Here is a 22,039-nt window from a genome sequence, read left to right as displayed (position 1 = left end):
GGGGAACAACACCAATGAAAAAAGCACTCTTTGCGGCAGTCGCCGCTTTCTCGCTTGGCCTTTCCGCACAGATGGCCTTTGCGCTCGACAAGGTGACGCTTGGCACCAACTGGCTGGCACAGGCCGGTCACGGCGGTTTCTATCAGGCGCTCGCCGACGGCACCTATGAAAAATACGGCCTCGACGTGAAGATCGAGATGGGCGGACCGCAGGTCAATAACCGCCCGATGCTGGCCGCAGGCCGCCTCGACTTCCTGCTCACCGGCAATCTGCTTCTGTCCTTCAACAATGTCGCCAATGGCGTTCCGACCACGGTTGTGGCTGCCTTCTACCAGAAGGACCCGCAGGCGCTGATGGCGCATGACGGCGAATACAAGGATTTCAAGGATCTGGTGAACGCACCGACCATCCTGATTTCCAAGGACGGCCAGTTCTCGTTCTGGCCCTGGCTGGTGAAGGAATTCGGTTTCAAGGACGAACAGCTGCGCCCTTATGGCTATAGCCTCGCCCAGTTCCTCGGCGACAAGAAGACCGTGCAGCAGGCCTATGCGACTGCCGAACCGCTTTATGCGGCCAAGGAAGGCGCAAAGGTCAAGACGTTCCTGCTCGCCGATCAGGGCTACAACACCTATGCGAACACCATCGAAACGCGTCAGGAACTGGTCGAGAAGAACCCCGACCTCGTGCAGCGTTTCGTGACGGCTTCGATCGAAGGCTGGGTCAACTTCATGTATGGCGACCACAGCAAGGCCTATGAGATGATCCTCAAGGACAATGCGGATATGAGCAAGGAAACGCTCGACGCCGAATTGGCCAATCTCAAGGAATTGCAGCTCATCGACAGCGGCGACGCTCTCACCAAAGGCATTGGCGCCATCGACATGAGCCGCGTCAAGGCGTTCTACGAGCTGGCGCGCAAGTCCGGCATCGTCAGCGGCGGAGAACTCGACATGAGCAAGGTTGCAACCGACGCCTTCGTCAACAAGAGCGCTGGTCTCGACATCAAGAAGAAGCTCGGCCAGTAAGCCCCAACGAAAACGGAAAGCCGCCTGCCTGTTTGAATGCCCGGCGGCTTTCCCTCCCGACCACGGTTAGAGACATGGCTATCGACGACGAGAATGACGACATCGAGCCGACCGGACGAGACAAGGTTCTCGACCGCCGGCGGCGCATTCTCGGCGCTATCCGCACCGCCGCGATTGACGAATTCGCGGAAAAGGGTCTGGTCGGCGCGTCCACGCAGGGCATTGCGCATCGCGCCGGTCTGACCAAGCCGCAGCTGCATTATTATATTTCCAGCAAGGAAGAGCTCTACGAAGACATCATCGTCTTCATTCTCGACCAGTGGGAAGATATTTTCCTCGATGCCAGCGCTGAAGACGATCCGGCCAAGGTGATCCGCCAATATATCCGGGCCAAGCTCGCCTATAGCCAGAAGAACCCCAAGGCATCACGGCTTTTCACCACCGAAATCGCCAATGGCGCGCCTTATCTCAGTCGCCACTGGAACAAGCATGTCGCCGCCACCCATAGCGCGGTCAAGCTGATCCAGTCATGGGTGGATGACGGGCGTATCAAGCCGGTCGATCCGCTGCTGTTCCAGATGCATATCTGGGCGGTGACGCAGCATTATGCCGATTTTGAAACGCAGGTGCGCAGCATGATGGAAGTGGGCCAGGACGACCCGCTGGATTTCGAGCGCATTGAAAAAGAAGTCTCGACGCTGTTTCTGCGCGCCTGCGGGCTGGAGTAGCTATCGCAGTCCTTCCAGTTCCGCGATGCGTGCCGCGCTGTCCTTTTCCAGCATCCGCGTCATTTCACGAATGAGCGTTTCAGCCAGCACGAACAGGGCCGCCGACGAATCCCAGGCGGAAGGCACCGCCGTGCGGCCCGCCAGAACGTGGCGCGCAACGCGGGCAATCGGTGATAGCCACTGATCGGTCACGAGAATAACCTCCACACCCCGCGCCCGCGCCTTTTCCGCAAGCTTCAAGAGACTTTCCTGATAGCGGCGAATGTCGAAGACAACGAGCACGTCGCGCTTGCCCATATCGAGCAACCGGTCGCGCCAGATACTTTCCTGACCGCCGAGATGAAACACATGCGGGCGGATGATGGTCATATGTGCCGTCATATATTGCGCTATCGGGTCAGTGAAGCGGCCGCCGATCAGATAAATATTGCCCCTGGCATTCGAAAGTGCCGCCACCGCCTGCCGCAACTGTTTCGCGCCAAGGTGACGGAACGTCTCGCGGATATTTTCCTGCGTGTGCTCCACCGCGGGATAGGCCGCGTCCGGGCTCTTGTCCGAGTTTTCATTGCGATGGTGCGGCGACTGCAATTGCGCGGCAAGCTCGTTTTGCAGATGCGCCTGAAACTCGGGATAGTTCTGGAAACCGAGCCGGTTCACGAAACGCAGGATCGTCGGCGAACTGACGCCAGCCTGCGCGGAAAATTCCGCCACCGTCTTCAAACCCAGCATGGGATAATTGGCGATCAAGGTCTGCGCTGCGGCACGTTCCCCGGCGGGCATCGTATCAATCCGTTCATTGATGCGTTCGGCGACGCTGGCGCTTTCCGACAAGACGTTTTCCATTCCAGTTTTGGCCCGACAACACTTGTGCATTGCGAGCCAAATTATATTTGACAAATTATCATACGGCGTATCAAATAATCCGCAATAGCGCAGAATTTTAAAAAACGTAACATAAGTTACAGCGCGGGGAACAAACCAATGGCGGACGAGCGAGAGAGACGCCCAGCTTCGCATGAGCCGGTTTTTGTCGTCAACGAAACAGGGGCAAGCCCCTGGCTTTTCGTTTGCGAGCACGCTTCCAATTATGTGCCGGAACGTTTCGACGGTTTGGGTCTGGGCGAGGATGCCCTGCGCGCCCATATCGCCTGGGACCCCGGTGCGGTTGAGGTTGCACGGCATCTGAGCGCCGCGCTTGACGCGCCGTTGGTTGAGTCGCGCCTGTCACGCCTTTTGATTGATTGCAACCGTCCGCTCGACGCACCGGACCTCATTCCGGAAGTCAGCGAGATGACCGTCATTCCGGGCAATCACGAGCTGAACTCGCTCGAACGCACGGCGCGAATCGACATGTCGCATCGCCCGTTTCATGCGCGCATCGAACAGTTGATCGCGGCGCGCGCGGCACGCGGCCTGCCGTCGTGGATCGTCACGATCCATTCGTTTACGCCGGTCTATCGCGATGTGGCGCGGCCCTGGCAGATCGGCATTATTCACGACGCAGATGACCGTGTGGCCGCACCGCTGATTGAAGCACTCAAGCAGGATTCCGCGCTCAATGTCGGGGTCAATGAGCCTTATGCGCCCTCCGACCGCGTTTACTACACGCTGGAACGCCATGCGCGCCCGCGCAATGCGCCCTGCGTCATGATTGAAATCCGCAACAACGAAATCGCCGACGCAAAGGCGCAGACCGCATGGGCTTCGCGGCTTGCGGAGATCTTCCGCAACCTGAAAGCCTGATCAGGTTTTATGACAAAAGAAGAAGACTGAAAGTACCATCCGCATGAGTGAGTAGAGAGCAGAAATCAAAGGGGAACAACCATGAGCTCAGATTACTCCGATAAAGACAAAAGCGAGGACATCAAAGTCCTGCATGGCATGGGTTACGCTCAGGAGCTGCAACGTTCCATGAGCCGATTTTCGAACTTCGCAATTTCATTTTCCATCATCTGCATCCTGTCTGGCGGCATCAACTCCTTCGCCCAGGCCATTTCCTCGGTCGGCGGCGCCGGCGCAGGTATCGGCTGGATTGTCGGCTGTCTGATTTCCGGCATGTTCGCCCTGTCGATGGCGCAGATCGCTTCGGCCTTCCCGACCGCCGGCGGCCTCTATCACTGGGCATCCATTCTCGGCAACCGATTCACCGGCTGGCTGACCGCATGGCTCAACCTGCTCGGGCTGATCACGGTTCTCGGCGCGATCAATATTGGCACGGCTTTCTTCTTTCAGGGGACATTCGGCCACCTGATCGGGATGGATACCTCCGCCGGGCATATTGTGCTCTTCGTCACGATTATCACCATCGGTCAGGCCCTGTTCAACCATCTCGGCATCAAGGTCACGACATTCCTGACCGACATTTCGGGCTATATCATCTTCCTCACCACCGCCGTTCTGGTGGTCGGCTGTCTGGTCTATGCGCCCGCGCTGGATTTCTCGCGGTTGTGGACCTTCACCAACTATTCCGGCGCAGCGGGCGGCGAAGTCTTCCCGCAGAGCGACAATATGGGCTACCTATTCCTGCTCTGCCTGTTGCTGCCGGTCTATACGATCACCGGTTATGACGCCTCGGCGCATACGTCCGAGGAAACCATCAAGGCAGCCCATACGGTTCCGCGCGGTATCGTATCGGCAGTGTTCTGGTCTTCGTTGGTCGGCTGGATCATGATCTGCGCCATCACGCTGGCCATCCCGGACATGAATGCAGCAGCTGCGCAAGGCTGGGGCATGTTCTTCGGCACCATGGACGCCATTCTGCCCGGACCGTTGAAGAATGTGATCTATTTCGCCATCGTCATCACGCAGCTACTCTGCGGTCTGGCGACGGTAACCTCCGCATCGCGCATGTTGTTTGCCTTCTCTCGCGATGACGGCATGCCGATCGGCTCCAGGACGCTGGCTAGTGTTTCGCCAAAATACCGCACGCCTGTTGCCGCGATCTGGACTGCTGCCTTTCTCGAAATCATCTATGTTTTCGCGGCGCAGTTCGTCTCCATCGGCGGCACCAATCTCTACACCATCGTCGTCAACTCGACGCTCGTCTTCCTGTTCCTGTCCTTCACCATTCCGCTCGTGCTGGCGATCTTCGCCTATGGCACGCCGAAATGGCCGAACCCGGGACCATGGGCGATGTCGGGCGGTCTCTACAAGCTGGTGACGTTCCTGTCGGTCGTCGGCATGGCGGTGATCTTCTACATCGCCGTGCAGCCGCCAAATGACAAGGTGCTGTGGATCGTTGTCGGCTTCGTCCTGCTTGCCGGTGTTCTCTGGCTGACCGTCGAGAACAAGCGCTTCCAGGGGCCGCCGGTCGGCGACCGGATCGCCAAGCGCGCTGCTGAAATCGCAGCCGCGGAACGGGCCGTGGGCGAGACTGCCCACTAACCAGCAACTCTGGCCGGTTCACCCGGCCAGAGCTTCCCATCGGATAATTTTTGGAGAGCACAAGAATGGCTGGATCCCTATCGTTTGAAGAACTCAAGAAAGCCGTTTCCGCCGGAGATATCGATACGGTTCTCGCCTGCATCGTGGATATGCAGGGGCGCCTGATCGGCAAGCGCTTCTATGCGCCGTTCTTCGTGGAATCCGCCTATGACGAAACCCACGGCTGCAACTATCTCCTTGCCGACGATATCGACATGGAGCCGGTGCCGGGTTACGAGGCCGCAAGCTGGGACAAGGGATATGGCGATTTCGTCATGAAGCCCGATCTTTCCACCATCCGGCTTGCGCCATGGCTGGAAAAGACCGCCATCATCCTTTGCGACGTGCAGGATCACCACCATCACGACCTGGCGCATTCGCCGCGCGCTATTTTGAAGAAGCAGCTCGCCCGCCTGCATGAGCGCGGCTATCGCGCCTATTTCGCATCCGAGCTGGAATTCTATATTTTTGACGAGACCTACAAGACGGCCCGCAACAAGCATTGGCAGGCCATGGAAACGGCCTCGCCCTATATTCAGGACTATGTGATCCACCTTACCACCAGAGAAGAGCCGGTTCTGCGCGCCATGCGCAATCAACTGGCTGCGGCAGGCATTCCTGTCGAGAATTCGAAGGGCGAATGGGGTCCGGGCCAGGAGGAGCTGAATGTGCGTTATGCCGAAGCGCTGGAAATGGCCGACCGGCATGTGATCATGAAGACCGCGATGAAGGACATTGCCGAGCAGCACGGCAAGTGCATCACCTTCATGGCAAAATATGATTACAACAAAGCGGGCAGTTCCAGCCATGTGCACAATTCGGTCTGGAGCGCTGACGGCAAGGAGCCGCTCTTCTTCGACCCGAAGGCGCCGCATACGATGACGCCGCTGATGCGGTCATGGGTGGCTGGACAGCTGAAATACGCGACCGACTACACCTATTTCCTCGCGCCTTACATCAATTCCTACAAGCGCTTTCAGGCGGGCACCTTTGCGCCGACCAAGATCACGTGGAGTGAGGATAACCGCACGGCGGGCTTCCGTCTCTGCGGTGAAGGCACCAAGGCGATCCGCATTGAATGCCGTATCGGCGGGGCAGACCTCAATCCTTATCTCGCTTTCGCCGCGCTGATCGCCGCCGGGCTTCAGGGCGTGGATGAAAAGCTGGAACTGGAAGAGCCTTTCGTGGGCGATGCCTATGGCGCGGTGAAACTCAAGGAAATTCCCTATACGCTGCGCGAAGCAGCCCTTGCTCTCAAGAACTCGTCTTTCCTGAAAGAGGCGCTGGGTGAGGATGTGGTCAGCCATTATGTTCACACTGCTCATTGGGAGCAGATCGAATATGATCGCCGCGTGACCGATTGGGAACTGCATCGCGGCTTCGAACGCTATTGATCAGCCCCGGATATAGAATGACATATGAAGGACATGCCCGATGAGCGGCACCGCAAAGATCATCTCGCCTATCGACGGGTCGGTTTATGCCGAGCGCCCATTTTTGAGCGAAACCGCCATCCAGTCCACCGTTGCTGCCGCGCGCGCGGCGCAAACCACCTGGGCTGAACTCAGCATAACGGAGAGGGCGCGCTATTGCCGTGCCGCGCTTGCAGCGCTGGCCGCGCTGCAGGACGAAATCGTGCCGGAGATTGCCTGGCAGATGGGGCGACCGACGCGCTATGGCGGCGAAAATGGCGGCGTGCAGGAACGCGGTCAGTACATGATCGACATTGCCGGGGAAGCGCTGGAACCTTATCTTCCCGCGCCAAAAGACGGTTTCCGCCGTTATGTCAAGCACGTGCCGCTTGGCGTGGTGCTGGTGATTGCGCCGTGGAATTATCCCTATCTCACCGCCGTCAATACCATCATTCCGGCCCTGATGGCGGGCAACAGCGTTATCCTCAAACACGCGACGCAGACGCTTCTGGCTGGCGAGCGCTTTGCGCAGGCTTTTGAGAAGGCCGGGCTTCCCAAGGGCGTTTTCCAGAATGTCGTTCTGGATCATGCCTCCACCGAAAAGCTACTGGCATCGGGCGCGGTCGATCATGTGAATTTCACCGGATCGGTCGGCGGCGGACGGGCCATTGAAAAGGCTGCCGCAGGCACATTCATGACCATGGGGCTGGAGCTTGGCGGCAAGGACCCGGCCTATGTCTTGCCCGACGTCAATCTCGACCACGCCGTGGCCAATTTGGTCGATGGCGCCTTCTTCAATTCCGGGCAATGCTGCTGTGGTATCGAACGCATCTATGTGCATGAAGATGTCTATGATCGTTTCGTCGATGGCTTCATTGACCTCACCCGGCAATATGTCGTCGGCAATCCGCTGGATGCGGGCACGACGCTTGGGCCGATGGCGCAGGCGCGTTTTGCCGATCTGATCCGTGAGCAAAAGGCGGAAGCGCTGCGCAAGGGCGCCAAGGCGCATGTGAACATGAAGGTCGAAAATGACAGCGCGGGCTCGCCCTATATCGCGCCGGAAGTGCTCACCCATGTCGATCACCAGATGAGCGTCATGCGGGAGGAAAGTTTCGGCCCTATCGTCGGCATCATGAAGGTGCGCAACGATCAGGAAGCGCTCGCCCTGATGAATGACAGCATTTACGGCCTCACCGCTTCGCTGTGGACCACAGATACGGACCGCGCCGCGGCTTTGGGTGATCGCATTGAAACCGGTACGGTTTTCATGAACCGTTGCGACTATCTCGATCCGGGCCTTGTCTGGACGGGTGTCAAGGATACCGGCAAGGGCGCTTCCCTTTCGCCGATTGGCTACGGCAATCTGACCCGACCAAAATCCTTCCACCTGCGTGAAAAAATCTGAACTGATCCCTGTTCTGCCCCACTTTGAAAGCAATTGATATGACGACACTGACCGCGAAATGGAACTTCCCGACCACCGTTCTCTTCGGACCGGGGCGCATCAAGGAACTGCCGGCCGTTTTGAAGGCGGCAGGCATTGCGCGCCCGCTTTTCGTCACCGATCCGGGTCTGGCGAAACTTCCCGTGGTCGCGTCCACGCTGGCCGTTCTCGATGCGGCAGGCGTTCAGTATGGGGTGTTTTCCGATGTGAAGCCCAACCCGGTCGAAAGCAATCTCTATGCGGGCGTCAAGGTTTACCAGGACGGCAAGCATGATGGCGTCATCGCCTTTGGCGGCGGTTCGGCGCTCGACCTTGGCAAGCTGATCGCCTTTCAGGCGGGCCAGACCCGCTCGGTCTGGGATTTCGAGGATATTGGCGACTGGTGGACCCGCGCCGACAGCAACGCCATCGCTCCGGTGATCGCTGTTCCAACCACCGCCGGCACTGGCTCGGAAGTGGGCCGCGCAGGCGTGTTGACCAACGAAGCCACCCACACGAAGAAAGTCATTTTCCACCCGAAAATGCTCCCCGTTACAGTCATCGCCGATCCTGAACTTTCCACCGGCATGCCGCCTTTCATAACGGCTGGCACCGGCATGGATGCGCTGGCCCATTGCCTCGAAGCCTATTGCGCACCGGGTTTTCACCCGATGGCAGATGGCATCGCGGTTGAAGGCATCCGTCTCGTGTTCGAAAATCTGCCCAGGGCCTATGCCGACGGCAACAATATCGAGGCCCGCGCCAATATGATGGCCGCAGCCGCGATGGGCGCAACCGCCTTCCAGAAAGGTCTCGGCGCGATCCATTCACTGTCGCATCCGATTGGCGCGCTCTACGACACCCATCACGGCATGACGAATGCCGTCTTCATGCCCTATGTGCTGCACCACAACCGCGCCGCTATCGAAAAGCGGATTGAACGGCTTGCGGATTATCTGGGCATCAAGGGCGGTTTCGACGGCTTCGTCGCTGCCATCGTAAAACTGCGCAGGGACCTTGGCGTGCCGAACACATTACCGGAATTCATCAAGGGGCTGGAGATGGACGATGCCCGCAAGGATCTGATTGCCGAGATGGCAATCGTCGACCCGACAGCTGGCGGCAATCCGACCGAACTGACAAAACAGGATGCCTTGAAGCTTCTTGAAAATGGCCTGCTTGGCAACGGTTGAGAAGGGCGCAAATTTCCGCAAAACTGTGTAATGTTTTGCTTGCAACAAAAATATAGAAAGCTAATAGTTAGTCTGGCAAAACACGCATCGCACCGAAGCGGGGGGCGATGCATCTGGAGAGCGGGTTCTTGGGGAGGAGCCCGCTCTCCTTTATTTTAGTGCTAGAGCGGTTCCTGTAATGACGGAATCGTCGGGACCGCTCTATCTGTTTTTTTCCCATTTTCCGACGCCAAACCGCTTCGCACTTTGGCTGGAAATGCTTTAGTCATTGGATCGATAGTCAGCGCGGGTGATGCCGTGCCGCTGCATCTTGTCGTAGAAGGTCTTGCGCGGAATGCCGAGCGCCTTGATCGTTTCCTGCACATTGCCGCCGTGGGCGGCGAGCGTCTCGCGGATCAGCGTTTCCTCATAACGTTCCAGACGCTTCGGCAAGGGCTCGTGATCGTCCGACGCAGGGCGACCCACGCCATTGGCGGCGGCTACGCCAAGCGCCACCCGGTCGGCAAAATGCGACAGTTCGCGCACATTGCCTGGCCAGACATGGCTCATCAGATGACGATGTGTGGCGGCGTCGATCTCTGGCACATCGCGATTGAAACGCTTTGCCGCGCGCGTCAGGAAATGCGCAAAGAGCAGCGGAATATCCTCGCGGCGCTCCCGCAGCGGCGGTATAGAAAGCGTCACTACATTGAGCCGGTAATAGAGGTCCTCGCGAAAATCGCCGCGCTGCGCCGGATCGCCAAGATCGATCTTGGCGGCTGCCACCACACGCAGATTAACCGGGCGGATTTCATTGGTGCCCAGTGGGGTGATCTCGCGCATTTCAAGCACGCGCAGCAATTTCACCTGCGTTGCCGCGGGCATGCTTTCAATCTCGTCGAGAAAAAGCGTGCCGCCGCTCGCATGTTCGATGCGCCCCATCCGCTTTTTCTGCGCGCCGGTAAAAGCACCGGCCTCATGGCCAAACAATTCGCTTTCAATCACGGTTTCCGGCAGTGCGCCGCAATTCAGCGCAACGAAATTGCCTTTGCGACGGCGGCTCCAATTGTGCAGCAGTTGCGCTACGACCTCCTTGCCGCTGCCGGTTTCGCCTGCCACCAGCACGTCCACATCAGTATCCGCAATGTCGCGCAGCGTCCGGCGCAGGTTTTCCATTGCGGGCGTCTGACCGATCAGCGGCAGATCACCTTCGGCATCGGCTGCAGCCGCGCGCAGCGCCCGGTTTTCGAGTACAAGCTGACGCTTTTCTCCGGCGCGGCGAATGCTGTGCACCAGCCGGTCGGCTGCAAAGGGCTTGGCTATAAAATCATAGGCGCCGTCCTGAATGGCCTGAACCGCCATCGGAATATCGCCATGGCCGGTGATGAGGATTACCGGCAGATCGGGATCGACGGCCTTGATCCGCGCAAAGAATTGCAGGCCGTCAATCTGCGGCATCCGCACGTCGGAAACGATGACACCCTCAAAATCCGCTGTCACATCTGCCAGCGCATCCACGGCACTGCCGTAATCGGTGACCGAAAAACCGGCAAGCTCCAGCGTCTGCCGCGTGGCGCGGCGCAAGGCCTTGTCGTCATCGACAAGGATAACGGAGTGAGAATGGTCCATCATGCTTTTCTCAATTCGACACGGAAGACCGTACCTTCGGCACGGCTTTCCGCAGATATGGTCCCGCCATAATCGGTGACGATTTCCTTGACGATCACCAGACCAAGGCCGAGGCCCTTTTCTTTTGACGTATTGAAGGGCGAAAACAAGTTGTCCCGAATATGTTGCGGCATGCCCGGCCCGTTATCGGATACGGTGATCAGCACCGTGTCGCTTTTCTCCAGGGCGCGCACCTCGATACGCCCGTCATTGCCTTTGACTTCAACCGCCTCCAGCGCATTCTGAAACAGGTTGATGAGGACCTGTTCCAGCCGAAGCGAATGCCCGACGACGCGCAGATCGGGTGGTGGCAATTCAATATCCAGCTGATCCATACGACCGGAAAAACGGCTGCGCAGCAGCACAAGCGCGCCCGATATGACCTGACTAAGCGGTGTTGGTTCCGAAGGCGAACGCCCCTTGCGGGCAAGGGCCTTGAGGTCGCCCGTGATGGTGCCGATACGGTCGGTCAGTGCGGCGATTTCATCAAGATTTTCCGTGGCTGCATCCAGTTGCTTCCGCCCGATGAAGGTCTTCGCATTGTCCGCATAGGCCCTTATCGTCGCGACGGGCTGATTGATTTCGTGCGCAACACCCGCCGCCACCTGCCCCATGATCGCGAGGCGGTTGGCGTGAACCAGATCCTGCTGCACGCCCTGCAACATGGTTTCCGTGCGGTGGTGGTCGCTGATTTCGGCTTCGAGCCGATCTCTTGCCAGACTGAGATCGCGGGTTCGTTCCTCGACGCGCTGCTCCAGCTCCAGTTGTGTGCGCGCTGCGGCTGCGATACGCGCCACCACCTTCTGCCGCCTGCGCAGCAGCAGCCCGGCAATGGTCGCAATGGTTGCCAGAATGATGAAGGCAACCAGCCGCGCCTCGCGCACCGCTGCGGGAATCTGAGGTTTCGTCGGGGCCATGCTGTACATCTGCCAGGGCGTAGACGGCACTGTGGAATGAATGGCCAGAAACTGCGTGCTGCGCCCTTCGCCCGGCAGTTGCGCATTCATCAGCAACACATCGCCCTCACCCACCGGGGTCATGGACAAGGGCAGGGGTTGCAGCGGCACATCGCCAAACTGAAGGCTGTCACGGATGGATTGCGATTGTTCCGGACCGATCCGACCGATGGTCATGAAACGCCATGACGGCAGACTGGTTATGAGTGCGATGTTGCGCTCGTCCGTCACGAATGTGGGACGGCCCGCATTGCGCCAGTCCTGTTCCAGATCGTCGAATTCCAGTTTGACGACGATGACGCCGAGCGGCCCATTTGGGCCATCAACACGCCGCGAGATATAAAGGCCGGGGCGAAAGCTCACATTGCCGAGCGCAAAATACTCGTCGCCGCCATTGGTCAGGGCATCCCGAAAATAGGGCCGGAACTTGTAATCATTGCCGACAAAGCTGACCGGTCCACGCCAGTTGCTGGCCGCAATCGCGATGCCGTCCATCCCCACCAGATAGATCACCGCCGCCTGCGTGCCCTCCGCAAGCGTTTCCAGTTTCCGGTTTGCGGGGTCTATCTTTGCAACCGTCTTCTCCTGAAGCGCCGATGCGAGCTCCTGATCTTTCGACAGGACAAGCGACAAGGCACGCTGCTTTTCAAGCACCGCCCGCAGCAGCGCCGTGTTCAGATTGGCGTCGATGCGCGTCTGTTCGCTCAGAGCCACAACGGCCCGCTCATGGGCCGTGTTGCCGACCAGCCAGAATGCGAGCGCGAAGAACATAGCGCAGATGAGCGCAAACAGAGCCCACGCCCGGCGATTGGCGGCTCGAAGATCAGCTTCGTCAATGATGGGCGGCACAAGCTTGTTCATCAAAATTAGTGTGCGATATTTCGCACAAAGAGAAAAGGGAAATGTGTAAAAGTTCGCACAATATTGGGTAAGCTCAACACTGCATTTCTAATAATATTTATATTATTCAATAGGATAATCGATGCCACACAAACTGGCACGGACATTGCAATTAGAACCTCCAACAGCGGTTGAGCGCCGTTGAAATCCCAGACTGAAAGGCTCGGGAGGCTGGATGGAATCCGGACTGAGCCACACGGAGGACACTATGATTGCAGTTCCGACTGGCACGGCGGATGAACCGCGCGGCCGCATCCCGCTTTATCGGCATCTCTATTTTCAGGTTTTGGTCGCGATTGCCGCGGGTATCCTGCTCGGCCATTATTATCCCGAGCTTGGCACACAGCTAAAGCCGCTGGGCGATGCCTTCATCAAGCTTGTGAAGATGATCATCGCTCCCGTCATCTTCCTGACGGTTGCAACCGGCATTGCCGGAATGACCGACATGAAGAAGGTCGGTCGTGTTGCCGGCAAGGCGATGATCTACTTCCTGACCTTTTCCACGCTCGCGCTGATTGTCGGCCTCATCGTCGCCAATGTCGTGCAGCCTGGGGCTGGCATGCATATCGACCCGGCCTCTCTCGACCCCAAGGCTGTGGCAGACTATGCCACCAAGGCACATGAGCAGAGCATTACCGGCTTCCTCAGCAACATCATCCCGACGACGATTGTCGGCGCTTTTGCTGAAGGCGACATTCTGCAGGTGCTGTTCTTCTCGGTCCTGTTCGGCATTTCGCTTGCACTCGTTGGCGACCGCGGCAAGCCGGTCACCGACTTCCTGCATGTCCTTACAGCGCCAGTTTTCAAGCTGGTTTCGATCTTGATGAAGGCTGCCCCCATCGGTGCCTTCGGCGCGATGGCTTTCACCATCGGCAAATATGGCATTGGCTCCATCGCCAATCTCGCCATGCTGATCGGCACTTTCTACCTGACCTCACTGCTTTTCGTGCTCGTGGTCCTGGGTGCCGTGGCGCGTTATAACGGCTTCTCCATTCTGGCGCTGATCCGCTATATCAAGGAAGAGTTGCTGCTGGTGCTCGGCACCTCCTCGTCGGAAGCCGCCCTGCCAGCCCTCATGAACAAGATGGAGCGGGCCGGTTGCAAGCGCTCGGTGGTCGGCCTCGTCATTCCAACTGGCTACTCGTTCAATCTGGACGGCACCAATATCTATATGACGCTTGCCGCCCTCTTCATCGCGCAGGCGACAGACATTCCACTGTCCTTGAGCGACCAGATCCTGCTGCTGCTGGTGGCAATGCTCAGCTCCAAGGGTGCGGCAGGCATCACCGGCGCGGGCTTCATCACACTGGCCGCGACCTTGTCCGTTGTTCCGGCTGTGCCGGTGGCCGGCATGGCGCTCATTCTCGGCATCGACCGTTTCATGTCGGAATGCCGCGCCCTGACCAACCTTGTCGGCAATGCCGTTGCTACCATCGTCGTTGCACGTTGGGAAAACGAGCTGGATCAGGACAAACTCGCAGCTGCATTGGCTGGCGCGCCGGTCATCACCGACGCCATGCCGCAGCTGGAGCCTGCGGAGTAGACCTTTCCTCCCCCCAAGCAGAAACGGCCCGCTTCATGCGGGCCGTTTCTTTAGAGCCTGAATCAAAAAGCGGCCTGTGTGTGCGAAAATGGTGATTTTCGAGTACCGGAGCGGAGCGTACTTAAGGTACGTGAGCAGCGGAAGCCTCGCATAATCCCGAAAAGTTGCAGACTTTTCGGTTCAGATTATGCAAAAGCAAATCTCAAATTGCCATTTGCAGCCACACAGAGCGGCTTTTGGAACAGGCTCTTAGATACCGCCGCCCTCGCCGAGCGAACTGAAATGCTCGATCATGCGGTCGACTTTCGGCGTCACGCCAGTGAACAATTCGAACGCGCCGACGGCCTGAAAGACGGCCATGCCTCCGCCATTCACGACACTACAGCCGCGCTTTGCCGCTTCGGCAAGAAGCTGGGTCTGAAGCGGGAAATAGACAATATCCGCCACCCAATGGCGGGGCAGCAGAAGACTTGTATCCAGTGGCACGCCGGGATGTTTGGCCATTCCGGTCGGCGTGGCATGGGCCAGCCCATCGGCAGTCTCCAGCGCGGCGGCGATATCGTTGCCCGATTCAAACCGGCAGGTTTCATGCCTCGGTGCGAGTTGCGCAATCAGCGCTTCGGTTCGGGCCGCATCCAGATCGAAAACCTGAACGGTTCGCGCGCTCATCGTCGCCAGTGCATGGGCAACGGCCACTCCCGCCCCGCCCGCGCCGATCAGCACGACGTTATCGACGGGGGCATCAGGCAGCGCCTGCCGGAAACCCTGCGCAAAGCCCCACCAGTCGGTGTTGTAGCCCGTCCTGCGACCGTTTTTGAATGTCACCGTATTGATCGAACCGAGAGCCGCCGCATCCGGCGACAGTTCATCGACAAACTGGATCGCCGCCTGCTTGCAGGGATAGGTGATATTCAGCCCGGCAAAGCCGTCTTTCTCCGCCTGATCCATCAGTTGCGGCAGCGCTTCCACGCCCACGCCCAGCACCGAAAGATCGAACCGATCATAGCGGTAATCGATGCCGTTCATGCGTCCTTCATGCATATGCATGGCAGGCGTGCGAGAGGCGCCGATGCCGCTGCCAATCAAGCCCACGCGAACCGACCGCGCCACTGTTTCCGTCACGGAATTTACACTCCCCCCCTACCGTCCCGCCATTTTCGCAAAGCAGGTTTCCGATTTCAGAAAATGTACGAACTGGTTAGTAACGTCAATCGAATAGGACGACTATTTTTGCGAAGCGCGCGGAAATGAAGGCAGTATTCGAGGCGCTCAGTCCGAATCATAAAGCGGCAGGCCGCGCCCAGCTTTCACGACCTCAGATAAGCCAGGATCATATCCGCGATCAGCTGGCGATGGCGCGTTCTGTATTCGTCAGCCATCAGGTCCCGGTCGAAAAGCGCGCCGAATGTGTGCCGGTTGGCAACCCGGAAAAAACAGGCGGCGCTGATCATCTGGTGCAGGTCCACCGGATCGACCTTCTGCGTGAAAACACCGCTTGCCTCGCCGCGCGCCAGAATCTCGGCAATGATCCCGATCACGCCGGAATTGGTGCGTTGGAGAATGCTGGAATTCTTCAGATGCTCGGCGCGATGAATGTTCTCGATGCTGACCAGCTGGACGAAATCGGGATTGGCGTCGTCATGATCGAATGTGGCCTCGATCAATCGCCGCATCGCTTCTTCCGGCTCGAAATCCTGAAGCTGAAGGCGGCTTTCCAGCGCCCTGATCTTGGCATAAGCGCGCTCCAGGACGGCGAGATATAGCCCTTCCTTGTTGCCGAAGTAATAATAGAGCATCCGTTTCGACGTCTTGGTCTTTTCGGCAATCGTATCGACACGGGCACCCGAAAATCCCGCATGAACGAATTCCTCGGTCGCGACTTCGAGGATATTTTCCTTGGTGCTGTCGGGATCGTTTTTCCGTCCCGCACGGTCCTGTGCAAGCTCCACTGCGCTGTCCATCGTGATCGTCTGGCTGCTTTCAAAATGTACGAACTGGTGCGTTATATAGGCGCATAGCGTCACAAGGGGCAAGCGCGAGGCACTCACGGCGTGCCCTACAGCATTTCCAGCAAAAGTGCGTAGCGGTTTTGCTTAGGATAATGCGTAAAAGAAAAGGAGCCGGAAAACCGGCCCCTTCTCAAAGTTCGACAGGCTAGATGCAACTCTATTTGCCTGCCGCCTGCGCGGCATAAACATAGCTGTCATAGGTATATTCAGCGACGCGGAACCACTCAAAACCCTCGTCGCGGAATTTCTTCCAGCTTGGATAGATCTTCGCCCAGGCTGGATTCTTTTCCATATACTCGGCATAGAGTTCGAAGGTGACCTTATATGCGGCATCCAGCACATCGCGCGGAAGAGGCCGCAAATTTACGCCCTTCGACACCAGCGAACGGATTGCAGCGGTGTTCTTCACGTCATAGAGCGAAATCATGTTCTGCGTTGCGGCTTGGGCAGCGCTGTTGAGCGCCACCTTGTAAGCTTCCGGCAGGCTTTCATATTGCTGCTTGTTGACGAAGAAATGCACCGAAGCGCCGCCTTCCCAGAACGCCGGATAGTAGTAGTAAGGCGCGATCTGATAAAAGCCGAGCTTCTCGTCGTCATAAGGGCCGACCCATTCGGCGGCATCGATGGTTCCGCGTTCGAGCGACGGATAGATGTCGCCGCCCGGAAGCTGCTGCGGCACCACGCCAAGGCGCGACATGACTTCACCGGCAACGCCGGCAATGCGCATCTTCAGACCTTTCAGGTCTTCGAGGCTCTTGATTTCCTTGCGATACCAGCCGCCCATCTGCGCGGCGGTGTTGCCACCGACGATGCCGACAACGCCATAGTCAGACAAAAATTCATTATAAAGTTCGTTGCCGCCGCCATGATAGAGCCACGCATTTTGCAGGCGCGTATTCATGCCAAAGGGAATGGCGGTGCCGATGGCGAAAGCCGGGTTCTTGCCGGTGAAGTAATAGCCGCATGTATGCGCGATTTCGACCGTATTGGCCTGCACCGCATCGATCGCCTGCGGGCCTGGCACCAGTTCGCCTGCCTGAAACACCTGTATCTGGAACTTGCCGTCCGTCATCTTCGACAGGGCATTGGCCATATAGACGGCGCCGCCATAGATCGTGTCGAGATTGTTCGGGAAGCCCGATGTCAGACGCCAGCGCAGCGTCGGCAGTTCATCAGCGATTGCCGGTGTGGCAAGCGCCGCACCGCTTGTTGCGGCGGCGGCGCCGATGGCCGCACCCTTGGTCAAGAATGTACGGCGGTTCAAATCCTGTTTCATGTTTTCCTCCTCCAAAACTGTTTCACTTATAACCGGCGCGATAACTGGTCTCCCCCCTCGGTTACTGCGCTGGCTTTTCCGGTTGTCCGAAGCTTGGCTGCGGCGATCCGAATGATGGTGCGGGCAGCGGATCCTTGGACGGCGAAGGCGCACCGAATGGGGCGGGCGCAGTGCCGAACGGATTGCCGCCATCCGCGCCGGGCATCGGCACGTTGATCTGGATCGTCGACGGATCGGCGACCAGATGGCCGGATTTGTAATGCGTAACGATACCGGGAAACGCGATGATAACCGCGACCATCACCAGCTGGATCAGCAGGAACGGGATCGACCCCATATAGATCTGACCCGACGTGACCGGCTGGATGGTGGCACCCGTGACCTTGTCCTTATAGGCGCGCGATGGCGCCACCGAGCGCAGATAGAACAAGGAGAAGCCGAACGGCGGATGCATGAACGATGTCTGCATGTTCACGGCCAGCATGACGCCGAACCAGACGAGATCGATGCCGAGCGCGTCGGCAACCGGTGCCAGAAGCGGGATGATGATGAAGGCCAGCTCGAAATAATCGAGGAAGAAGGCCAGAAAGAAGACCAGAATGTTAGCGACGATCAGGAAGCCGACTTCACCGCCGGGAATCGACGTCATCAGATGCTCAACCCAGACGTGACCGTTGACACCATAGAAGGTCAGCGAGAACACACGCGCGCCAAGCAGAATGAAGATGACGAATGACGAAAGTTTTGCCGTGGCGTAAAGCGCCGAGGTCAGCATCTTCATGTTCAGGCGGCGATTGATGATGGCAAGCAACAGCGCGCCGACCGCGCCCATCGCGCCGCCCTCGGTCGGGGTGGCCACGCCGATGAAGATCGTGCCCAGAACGAGGAAAATCAACACCAGCGGCGGCACGAGCGAGACTACCACGCGCTGCGCTAGCCTCCATCCCCTCAAGGTGCGGGCCTGCGGCGGCAAGGCGGGAACGGTTTGAGGCCGGAGGATCGACATGCCGATGATGTAAGCGCAATAAACGCCGACCAGCATCAGGCCCGGCACCAGCGCGCCCTTATACATATCGCCGACCGAACGGCCCAGCTGGTCGGCGAGAACAATCAGAACGAGGCTCGGCGGAATGATCTGCGCCAGCGTGCCGGAAGCGGCAATGGTGCCGCTTGCCACCTTGCGATCATAGCCGTAACGCAGCATGATCGGCAGCGAGATAAGCCCCATCGAAATCACCGAAGCGGCAACGACGCCGGTGGTCGCCGCCAGAAGCGCGCCGACGATAATCACAGCAAAGGCCAGACCGCCGCGCACGGGACCGAACAACTGCCCGATCGTGTCGAGCAGGTCTTCCGCCATACCGCTTCGCTCCAGTATCAGCCCCATGAAGGTGAAGAAAGGAATGGCGAGCAGCGTTTCATTCGACATCTGACCGAAGATGCGATCGGGAATGGCCCCGAACAGATTGACGGGCAAAAGCCCCATTTCGATGCCGACGAAACCGAAAGCAAAGCCGACAAAGGCAAGCGCAAAAGCCACTGGATAGCCGAGCAAAAGCACGACGATCAGCGAGAGGAACATCAGCGGGGCGAGATTTTCCGCGAAGAAAGCAACCATATCCGTCCCCCTTCAGAGCGCTTGTGCTTCTGCATCTTCAGCCGCCACCGTATCCGGCAGCCGCCCTTGCAGAATGGCAATGCGTTTGATGATTTCGGACAGGCCTTGCAACGCCAACAGTCCAAAACCGATGGGGATCAACGTCCAGACCGGCCAGAGCACCAGCCCGCCGGTATTGTTGGAAGTCTCGCCGCTGGAGAACTTCGCTTCCACGATGGGCCATGAAAGATAGATCGTGATGAAGCAGAAGGGCAGCAGGAAGATAATGGTGCCGAAAATTTCCACCAGCAGCTGGGTGCGGCGCGAATAACGGCTATAAAGCAGATCGACCTTCACATGCTCGCTGTGCAGCAGCGTGTAACCGGCGGCAATCAGGAAAACCGCCGAGAAAAGATACCACTGCGCCTCCAACCACGCATTGGAGCTGACATTGAAAAGCTTGCGCGAAACCGCATTGATGGCGCTGATCAGCACCGCTACGAGTATCAGCCAGGATACTGCTTTTCCGATAGAATTATTGGCCGCGTCGATAGCGCGCGACAACGCCAGCAAAACTGACATTGCTCCTCCCCTCTTGTTTCGGCCTCCTCAAGCCGTTTTCGGGGAGGATAAGTGCGCGGGAATCCACCCGCAAGCAGACGATAGTCGCATGAAAGCACAATTACCCACTAGTGGGTACTTTCGTCTTCCAGCGGCTAACTTTCTGAAAAGCCAAGCCGGTTTTCGATGGCATAACGGGTCAATCCGGCTGTGCTGGCGATGCCGAGTTTCTTCTTGATGTTCTTGCGGTGAGTCTCGACTGTCGCTTCCGATATGCCAAGCGCCGAGGCGATCTCCCGATTACTCCTGCCTTCAGCAACCAGAACCAGCACATCGTTTTCGCGTGCAGACAGGCCCTCCGCCTTCTTCTCCGCATTGTCGAGAAGCGCTTCAGAAACGCCGGAGGAAAAATAGGTTCCGCCGGATGCGACCGCATGGATGGCGGCGACGATTTCACTCGTCGATACATCCTTCAGCACATAGCCCGAAGCGCCGCGCATGATCGAGGTCGAGATATATTCGCGACTGTCATGCATGGAGAGCATCAGGATGCGCGCGCCGGGCAGCTGCCGCTTGAAAAGCTCGATGGCGTCGATGCCGTTGAGAAGCGGCATATTGATATCCATCAGCACGACGTCGGGCTTGGCTGACTGCGCCATTTCCAGCGCCAGACGCGCATTGGAGGCCGCACCAGCGATTTCGATATCGTCATAGGTTTCAAGCACGGCGCGCAAGCCATCGAGAACCAGCGGATGGTTATCGACCAGCAATACGCGAATCTTGCATTCTTTCGTCATGCGACTTCCGGTTCGGACATGGGCGGTTTCATCATGGATGGCTTCGTCATAGGTCTTTGGACTGCCGAGAGCGGCAGGCGCGCGGTCAACTGCGTACCATCAGTACCGGTTTCCACCAAGAGCACCCCGCCGAAATGTGCCATGCGTTCCTGCATATTTCTGAGGCCAAGCCCGGATGCTGCGCCTTTCAGATCGTGACCAGCAAAACCATTGCCATTGTCGGTCACCGTCATCGTCACGCGCCCGTTCGAATCCCAGAGACGCACCTTCACCGAACTAGCGCCCGAATGCCGCTCGATATTCGTCAGCGCTTCCTGCGCGACCCGATAGAGCGCCGTGCTCGGTTCCGGTTTCAGATTGACCCGCAGTGTGTCGGCCTCAAAGCGGGTCTCGATGCCTGTCCTTTCCGCGAAATGCTCGAAAAGCGCTTTCAGTGCCACCGTCATACCCAGATCGTCCAGAATGCGCGGTCGCAGGTCATGCGAAAGCCGCCGCACTTCCTTGATCGCGCCGTTCAGCACATCCGAGGCCTTCTCGATGGCCCTCGGTGCACCGTCGCTGCCCGTGTGCACCTGGCGGCTTGCCAGATCGATGGCATAGCGCACGCCGACCAGATTTTGAGAAATGCCGTCGTGCAGTTCCCGCGCCAGACGGGCTCGCTCCTCCTCCTGCGTATCGATGATGCGCTGGGCAAGCTCCTTGAGCTTGTTGTCCGCCATGCGCCGCTCACGCAGGTTCAGCACCATACACGTTGCGAAAACCAGCATGACCGCAGGCACGGCGATGAGGCTGACCACCAGAAAGGTGTTGCGGATATTGGCGCGAAAATCGGCATTGGCTGCCGCCGTCTGGGCATAGACATCATCCAGATAGACGCCGGTTCCGAGCATCCATTTCCACTTGTCCAGCCCAACGGCAAAGGACAGCTTGTCGGCCATTTCACCGCTGGACGGTTTTTCCCATTTATACTGGTGCAGCCCGCCGCCCTGCTTTGCTTTGTCGATCAGATTGGCGATGACATGGTCGCCATCGGGATCGACCAGATCGAGCCAATTCTGGCCGGGGCGAAAGGTCTGGCGCGGGTGCACGACATTGTTGCCGTCATAGTCATAGACGAAGAAATAGCCGTCGCGACCGTAATCGAGCGAGGTGAGAATACTCGTCACCTTCTGCATGGCCACAGTATCGTCGGGGCCAGCCTCGTCATAGATTTTCTGGATCGCAGACAGCGCCAGATTGGTGAGGTTCAGAAGCTCGGTCTCCTTCGCCTTCAGCATGTTCTTTTCAAAGGTCGCAATGCTGCTTTGCACGAGATTGGCCGATTGCCAAGTGATGAAGGCCGTGACCGTCAGGATAGCGACGATCAACGGCACAATGGCCAGAGCCAGAATCTGATATCGAAGCGTCACGCCTAGCTCCTCCCCACATCGCCGGACGGCTTTTGGAATAGGACTTTAATGCCCCGCTTCGAGGGACGGAAGGGGCGATATGCAATGCCAATTTGCGGCACATTGCCAAAGGGTAATATTATTTCGTATAGACTTAA

Annotated in this window: 18 protein-coding genes; 8 read left to right on the top strand and 10 right to left on the bottom strand. The window is 58.1% G+C overall.

Features of this window, described 5'->3' with window-relative positions; all coding sequences use genetic code 11:
- Positions 1 to 14 precede the first annotated feature (14 nt).
- Entirely contained in the window at positions 15 to 1,025 is a 1,011-nt protein-coding gene (locus tag JAU75_RS10350) for an ABC transporter substrate-binding protein (RefSeq protein WP_199056443.1), read from the top strand.
- Positions 1,026 to 1,099: 74 nt separating this feature from the next.
- Positions 1,100 to 1,753 carry a TetR family transcriptional regulator C-terminal domain-containing protein gene (locus tag JAU75_RS10345; RefSeq protein ID WP_199056442.1) on the top strand — a complete coding sequence of 218 codons (654 nt, stop codon included), beginning with the start codon at positions 1,100 to 1,102 and terminating at the stop codon, positions 1,751 to 1,753.
- Here JAU75_RS10345 and JAU75_RS10340 read toward each other — a convergent pair whose 3' ends face one another.
- Positions 1,754 to 2,596, bottom strand: coding sequence for a MurR/RpiR family transcriptional regulator (locus JAU75_RS10340; protein WP_199056441.1), 843 nt, complete (start codon positions 2,594 to 2,596; stop codon positions 1,754 to 1,756).
- 138 nt (positions 2,597 to 2,734) lie between these two features.
- Between JAU75_RS10340 and JAU75_RS10335 the strand changes: the two genes are divergently transcribed.
- The 5 genes from JAU75_RS10335 (at position 2,735) to JAU75_RS10315 (ending at position 9,207) form a co-directional block, all read left to right on the top strand.
- Positions 2,735 to 3,496 (top strand): N-formylglutamate amidohydrolase, encoded by a 762-nt coding sequence (locus JAU75_RS10335; protein WP_199056440.1) that lies wholly within the window; start codon positions 2,735 to 2,737, stop codon positions 3,494 to 3,496.
- Between the two features lie 81 nt (positions 3,497 to 3,577).
- The gene (locus JAU75_RS10330) at positions 3,578 to 5,137 is read left to right on the top strand and encodes an amino acid permease (RefSeq protein ID WP_199056439.1); all 1,560 of its coding nucleotides are present in this window, start codon (positions 3,578 to 3,580) and stop codon (positions 5,135 to 5,137) included.
- A 65-nt stretch (positions 5,138 to 5,202) separates the two neighbouring features.
- On the top strand, positions 5,203 to 6,570 hold the full coding sequence (locus tag JAU75_RS10325; protein WP_199056438.1) for a glutamine synthetase family protein: 1,368 nt from the start codon (positions 5,203 to 5,205) through the stop codon (positions 6,568 to 6,570).
- Positions 6,571 to 6,610: 40 nt separating this feature from the next.
- Positions 6,611 to 7,996, top strand: coding sequence for an aldehyde dehydrogenase family protein (locus JAU75_RS10320; protein ID WP_199056437.1), 1,386 nt, complete (start codon positions 6,611 to 6,613; stop codon positions 7,994 to 7,996).
- 38 nt (positions 7,997 to 8,034) lie between these two features.
- Positions 8,035 to 9,207: an iron-containing alcohol dehydrogenase gene (locus tag JAU75_RS10315; RefSeq protein ID WP_199056436.1), complete on the top strand. Its 1,173-nt coding sequence runs from the start codon at positions 8,035 to 8,037 to the stop codon at positions 9,205 to 9,207.
- A 261-nt stretch (positions 9,208 to 9,468) separates the two neighbouring features.
- Here JAU75_RS10315 and JAU75_RS10310 read toward each other — a convergent pair whose 3' ends face one another.
- Both JAU75_RS10310 and JAU75_RS10305 read right to left on the bottom strand, forming a co-directional pair.
- A complete protein-coding gene (locus tag JAU75_RS10310; protein WP_199056580.1) occupies positions 9,469 to 10,815 on the bottom strand; it encodes a sigma-54 dependent transcriptional regulator in 1,347 nt (448 codons plus the stop codon).
- Complete coding sequence (locus JAU75_RS10305) at positions 10,815 to 12,671, bottom strand: ATP-binding protein (RefSeq protein ID WP_199056435.1); 1,857 nt, start codon at positions 12,669 to 12,671, stop codon at positions 10,815 to 10,817. The genes JAU75_RS10310 and JAU75_RS10305 overlap by 1 nt, the downstream gene beginning before the upstream one ends.
- A 247-nt stretch (positions 12,672 to 12,918) precedes the next feature.
- On the opposite strand from JAU75_RS10305, the gene JAU75_RS10300 reads away from it, so the two are divergent.
- On the top strand, positions 12,919 to 14,253 hold the full coding sequence (locus JAU75_RS10300) for a dicarboxylate/amino acid:cation symporter (protein WP_199056434.1): 1,335 nt from the start codon (positions 12,919 to 12,921) through the stop codon (positions 14,251 to 14,253).
- 249 nt (positions 14,254 to 14,502) lie between these two features.
- On the opposite strand, the gene JAU75_RS10295 is transcribed toward JAU75_RS10300, so the two are convergent.
- The 7 genes from JAU75_RS10295 to JAU75_RS10265 all read right to left on the bottom strand — a co-directional run bounded on the left by JAU75_RS10295 (position 14,503) and on the right by JAU75_RS10265 (position 21,902).
- The gene (locus tag JAU75_RS10295; RefSeq protein ID WP_199056433.1) at positions 14,503 to 15,375 is read right to left on the bottom strand and encodes a shikimate dehydrogenase; all 873 of its coding nucleotides are present in this window, start codon (positions 15,373 to 15,375) and stop codon (positions 14,503 to 14,505) included.
- A 185-nt stretch (positions 15,376 to 15,560) separates the two neighbouring features.
- The gene (locus tag JAU75_RS10290; RefSeq protein WP_199056579.1) at positions 15,561 to 16,214 is read right to left on the bottom strand and encodes a TetR family transcriptional regulator; all 654 of its coding nucleotides are present in this window, start codon (positions 16,212 to 16,214) and stop codon (positions 15,561 to 15,563) included.
- Positions 16,215 to 16,419: 205 nt separating this feature from the next.
- The gene (locus JAU75_RS10285) at positions 16,420 to 17,538 is read right to left on the bottom strand and encodes a TRAP transporter substrate-binding protein (protein WP_199056432.1); all 1,119 of its coding nucleotides are present in this window, start codon (positions 17,536 to 17,538) and stop codon (positions 16,420 to 16,422) included.
- Between the two features lie 61 nt (positions 17,539 to 17,599).
- Positions 17,600 to 19,156, bottom strand: coding sequence for a TRAP transporter large permease subunit (locus tag JAU75_RS10280; protein ID WP_199056431.1), 1,557 nt, complete (start codon positions 19,154 to 19,156; stop codon positions 17,600 to 17,602).
- Positions 19,157 to 19,168: 12 nt separating this feature from the next.
- A complete protein-coding gene (locus tag JAU75_RS10275; RefSeq protein WP_199056430.1) occupies positions 19,169 to 19,717 on the bottom strand; it encodes a TRAP transporter small permease subunit in 549 nt (182 codons plus the stop codon).
- Positions 19,718 to 19,851: 134 nt separating this feature from the next.
- The gene (locus JAU75_RS10270; RefSeq protein ID WP_199056429.1) at positions 19,852 to 20,493 is read right to left on the bottom strand and encodes a response regulator transcription factor; all 642 of its coding nucleotides are present in this window, start codon (positions 20,491 to 20,493) and stop codon (positions 19,852 to 19,854) included.
- Positions 20,490 to 21,902: a cache domain-containing protein gene (locus tag JAU75_RS10265; protein ID WP_199056428.1), complete on the bottom strand. Its 1,413-nt coding sequence runs from the start codon at positions 21,900 to 21,902 to the stop codon at positions 20,490 to 20,492. The genes JAU75_RS10270 and JAU75_RS10265 overlap by 4 nt, the downstream gene beginning before the upstream one ends.
- Between the last annotated feature and the right edge of the window lie 137 nt (positions 21,903 to 22,039).

Source organism: Ochrobactrum sp. Q0168, assembly GCF_016427605.1.
Taxonomy (GTDB): Bacteria; Pseudomonadota; Alphaproteobacteria; order Rhizobiales; family Rhizobiaceae; genus Brucella.
Note: the sequence above shows the minus strand (reverse complement) of the source record. Positions and strands in the feature narration are given on the sequence as shown.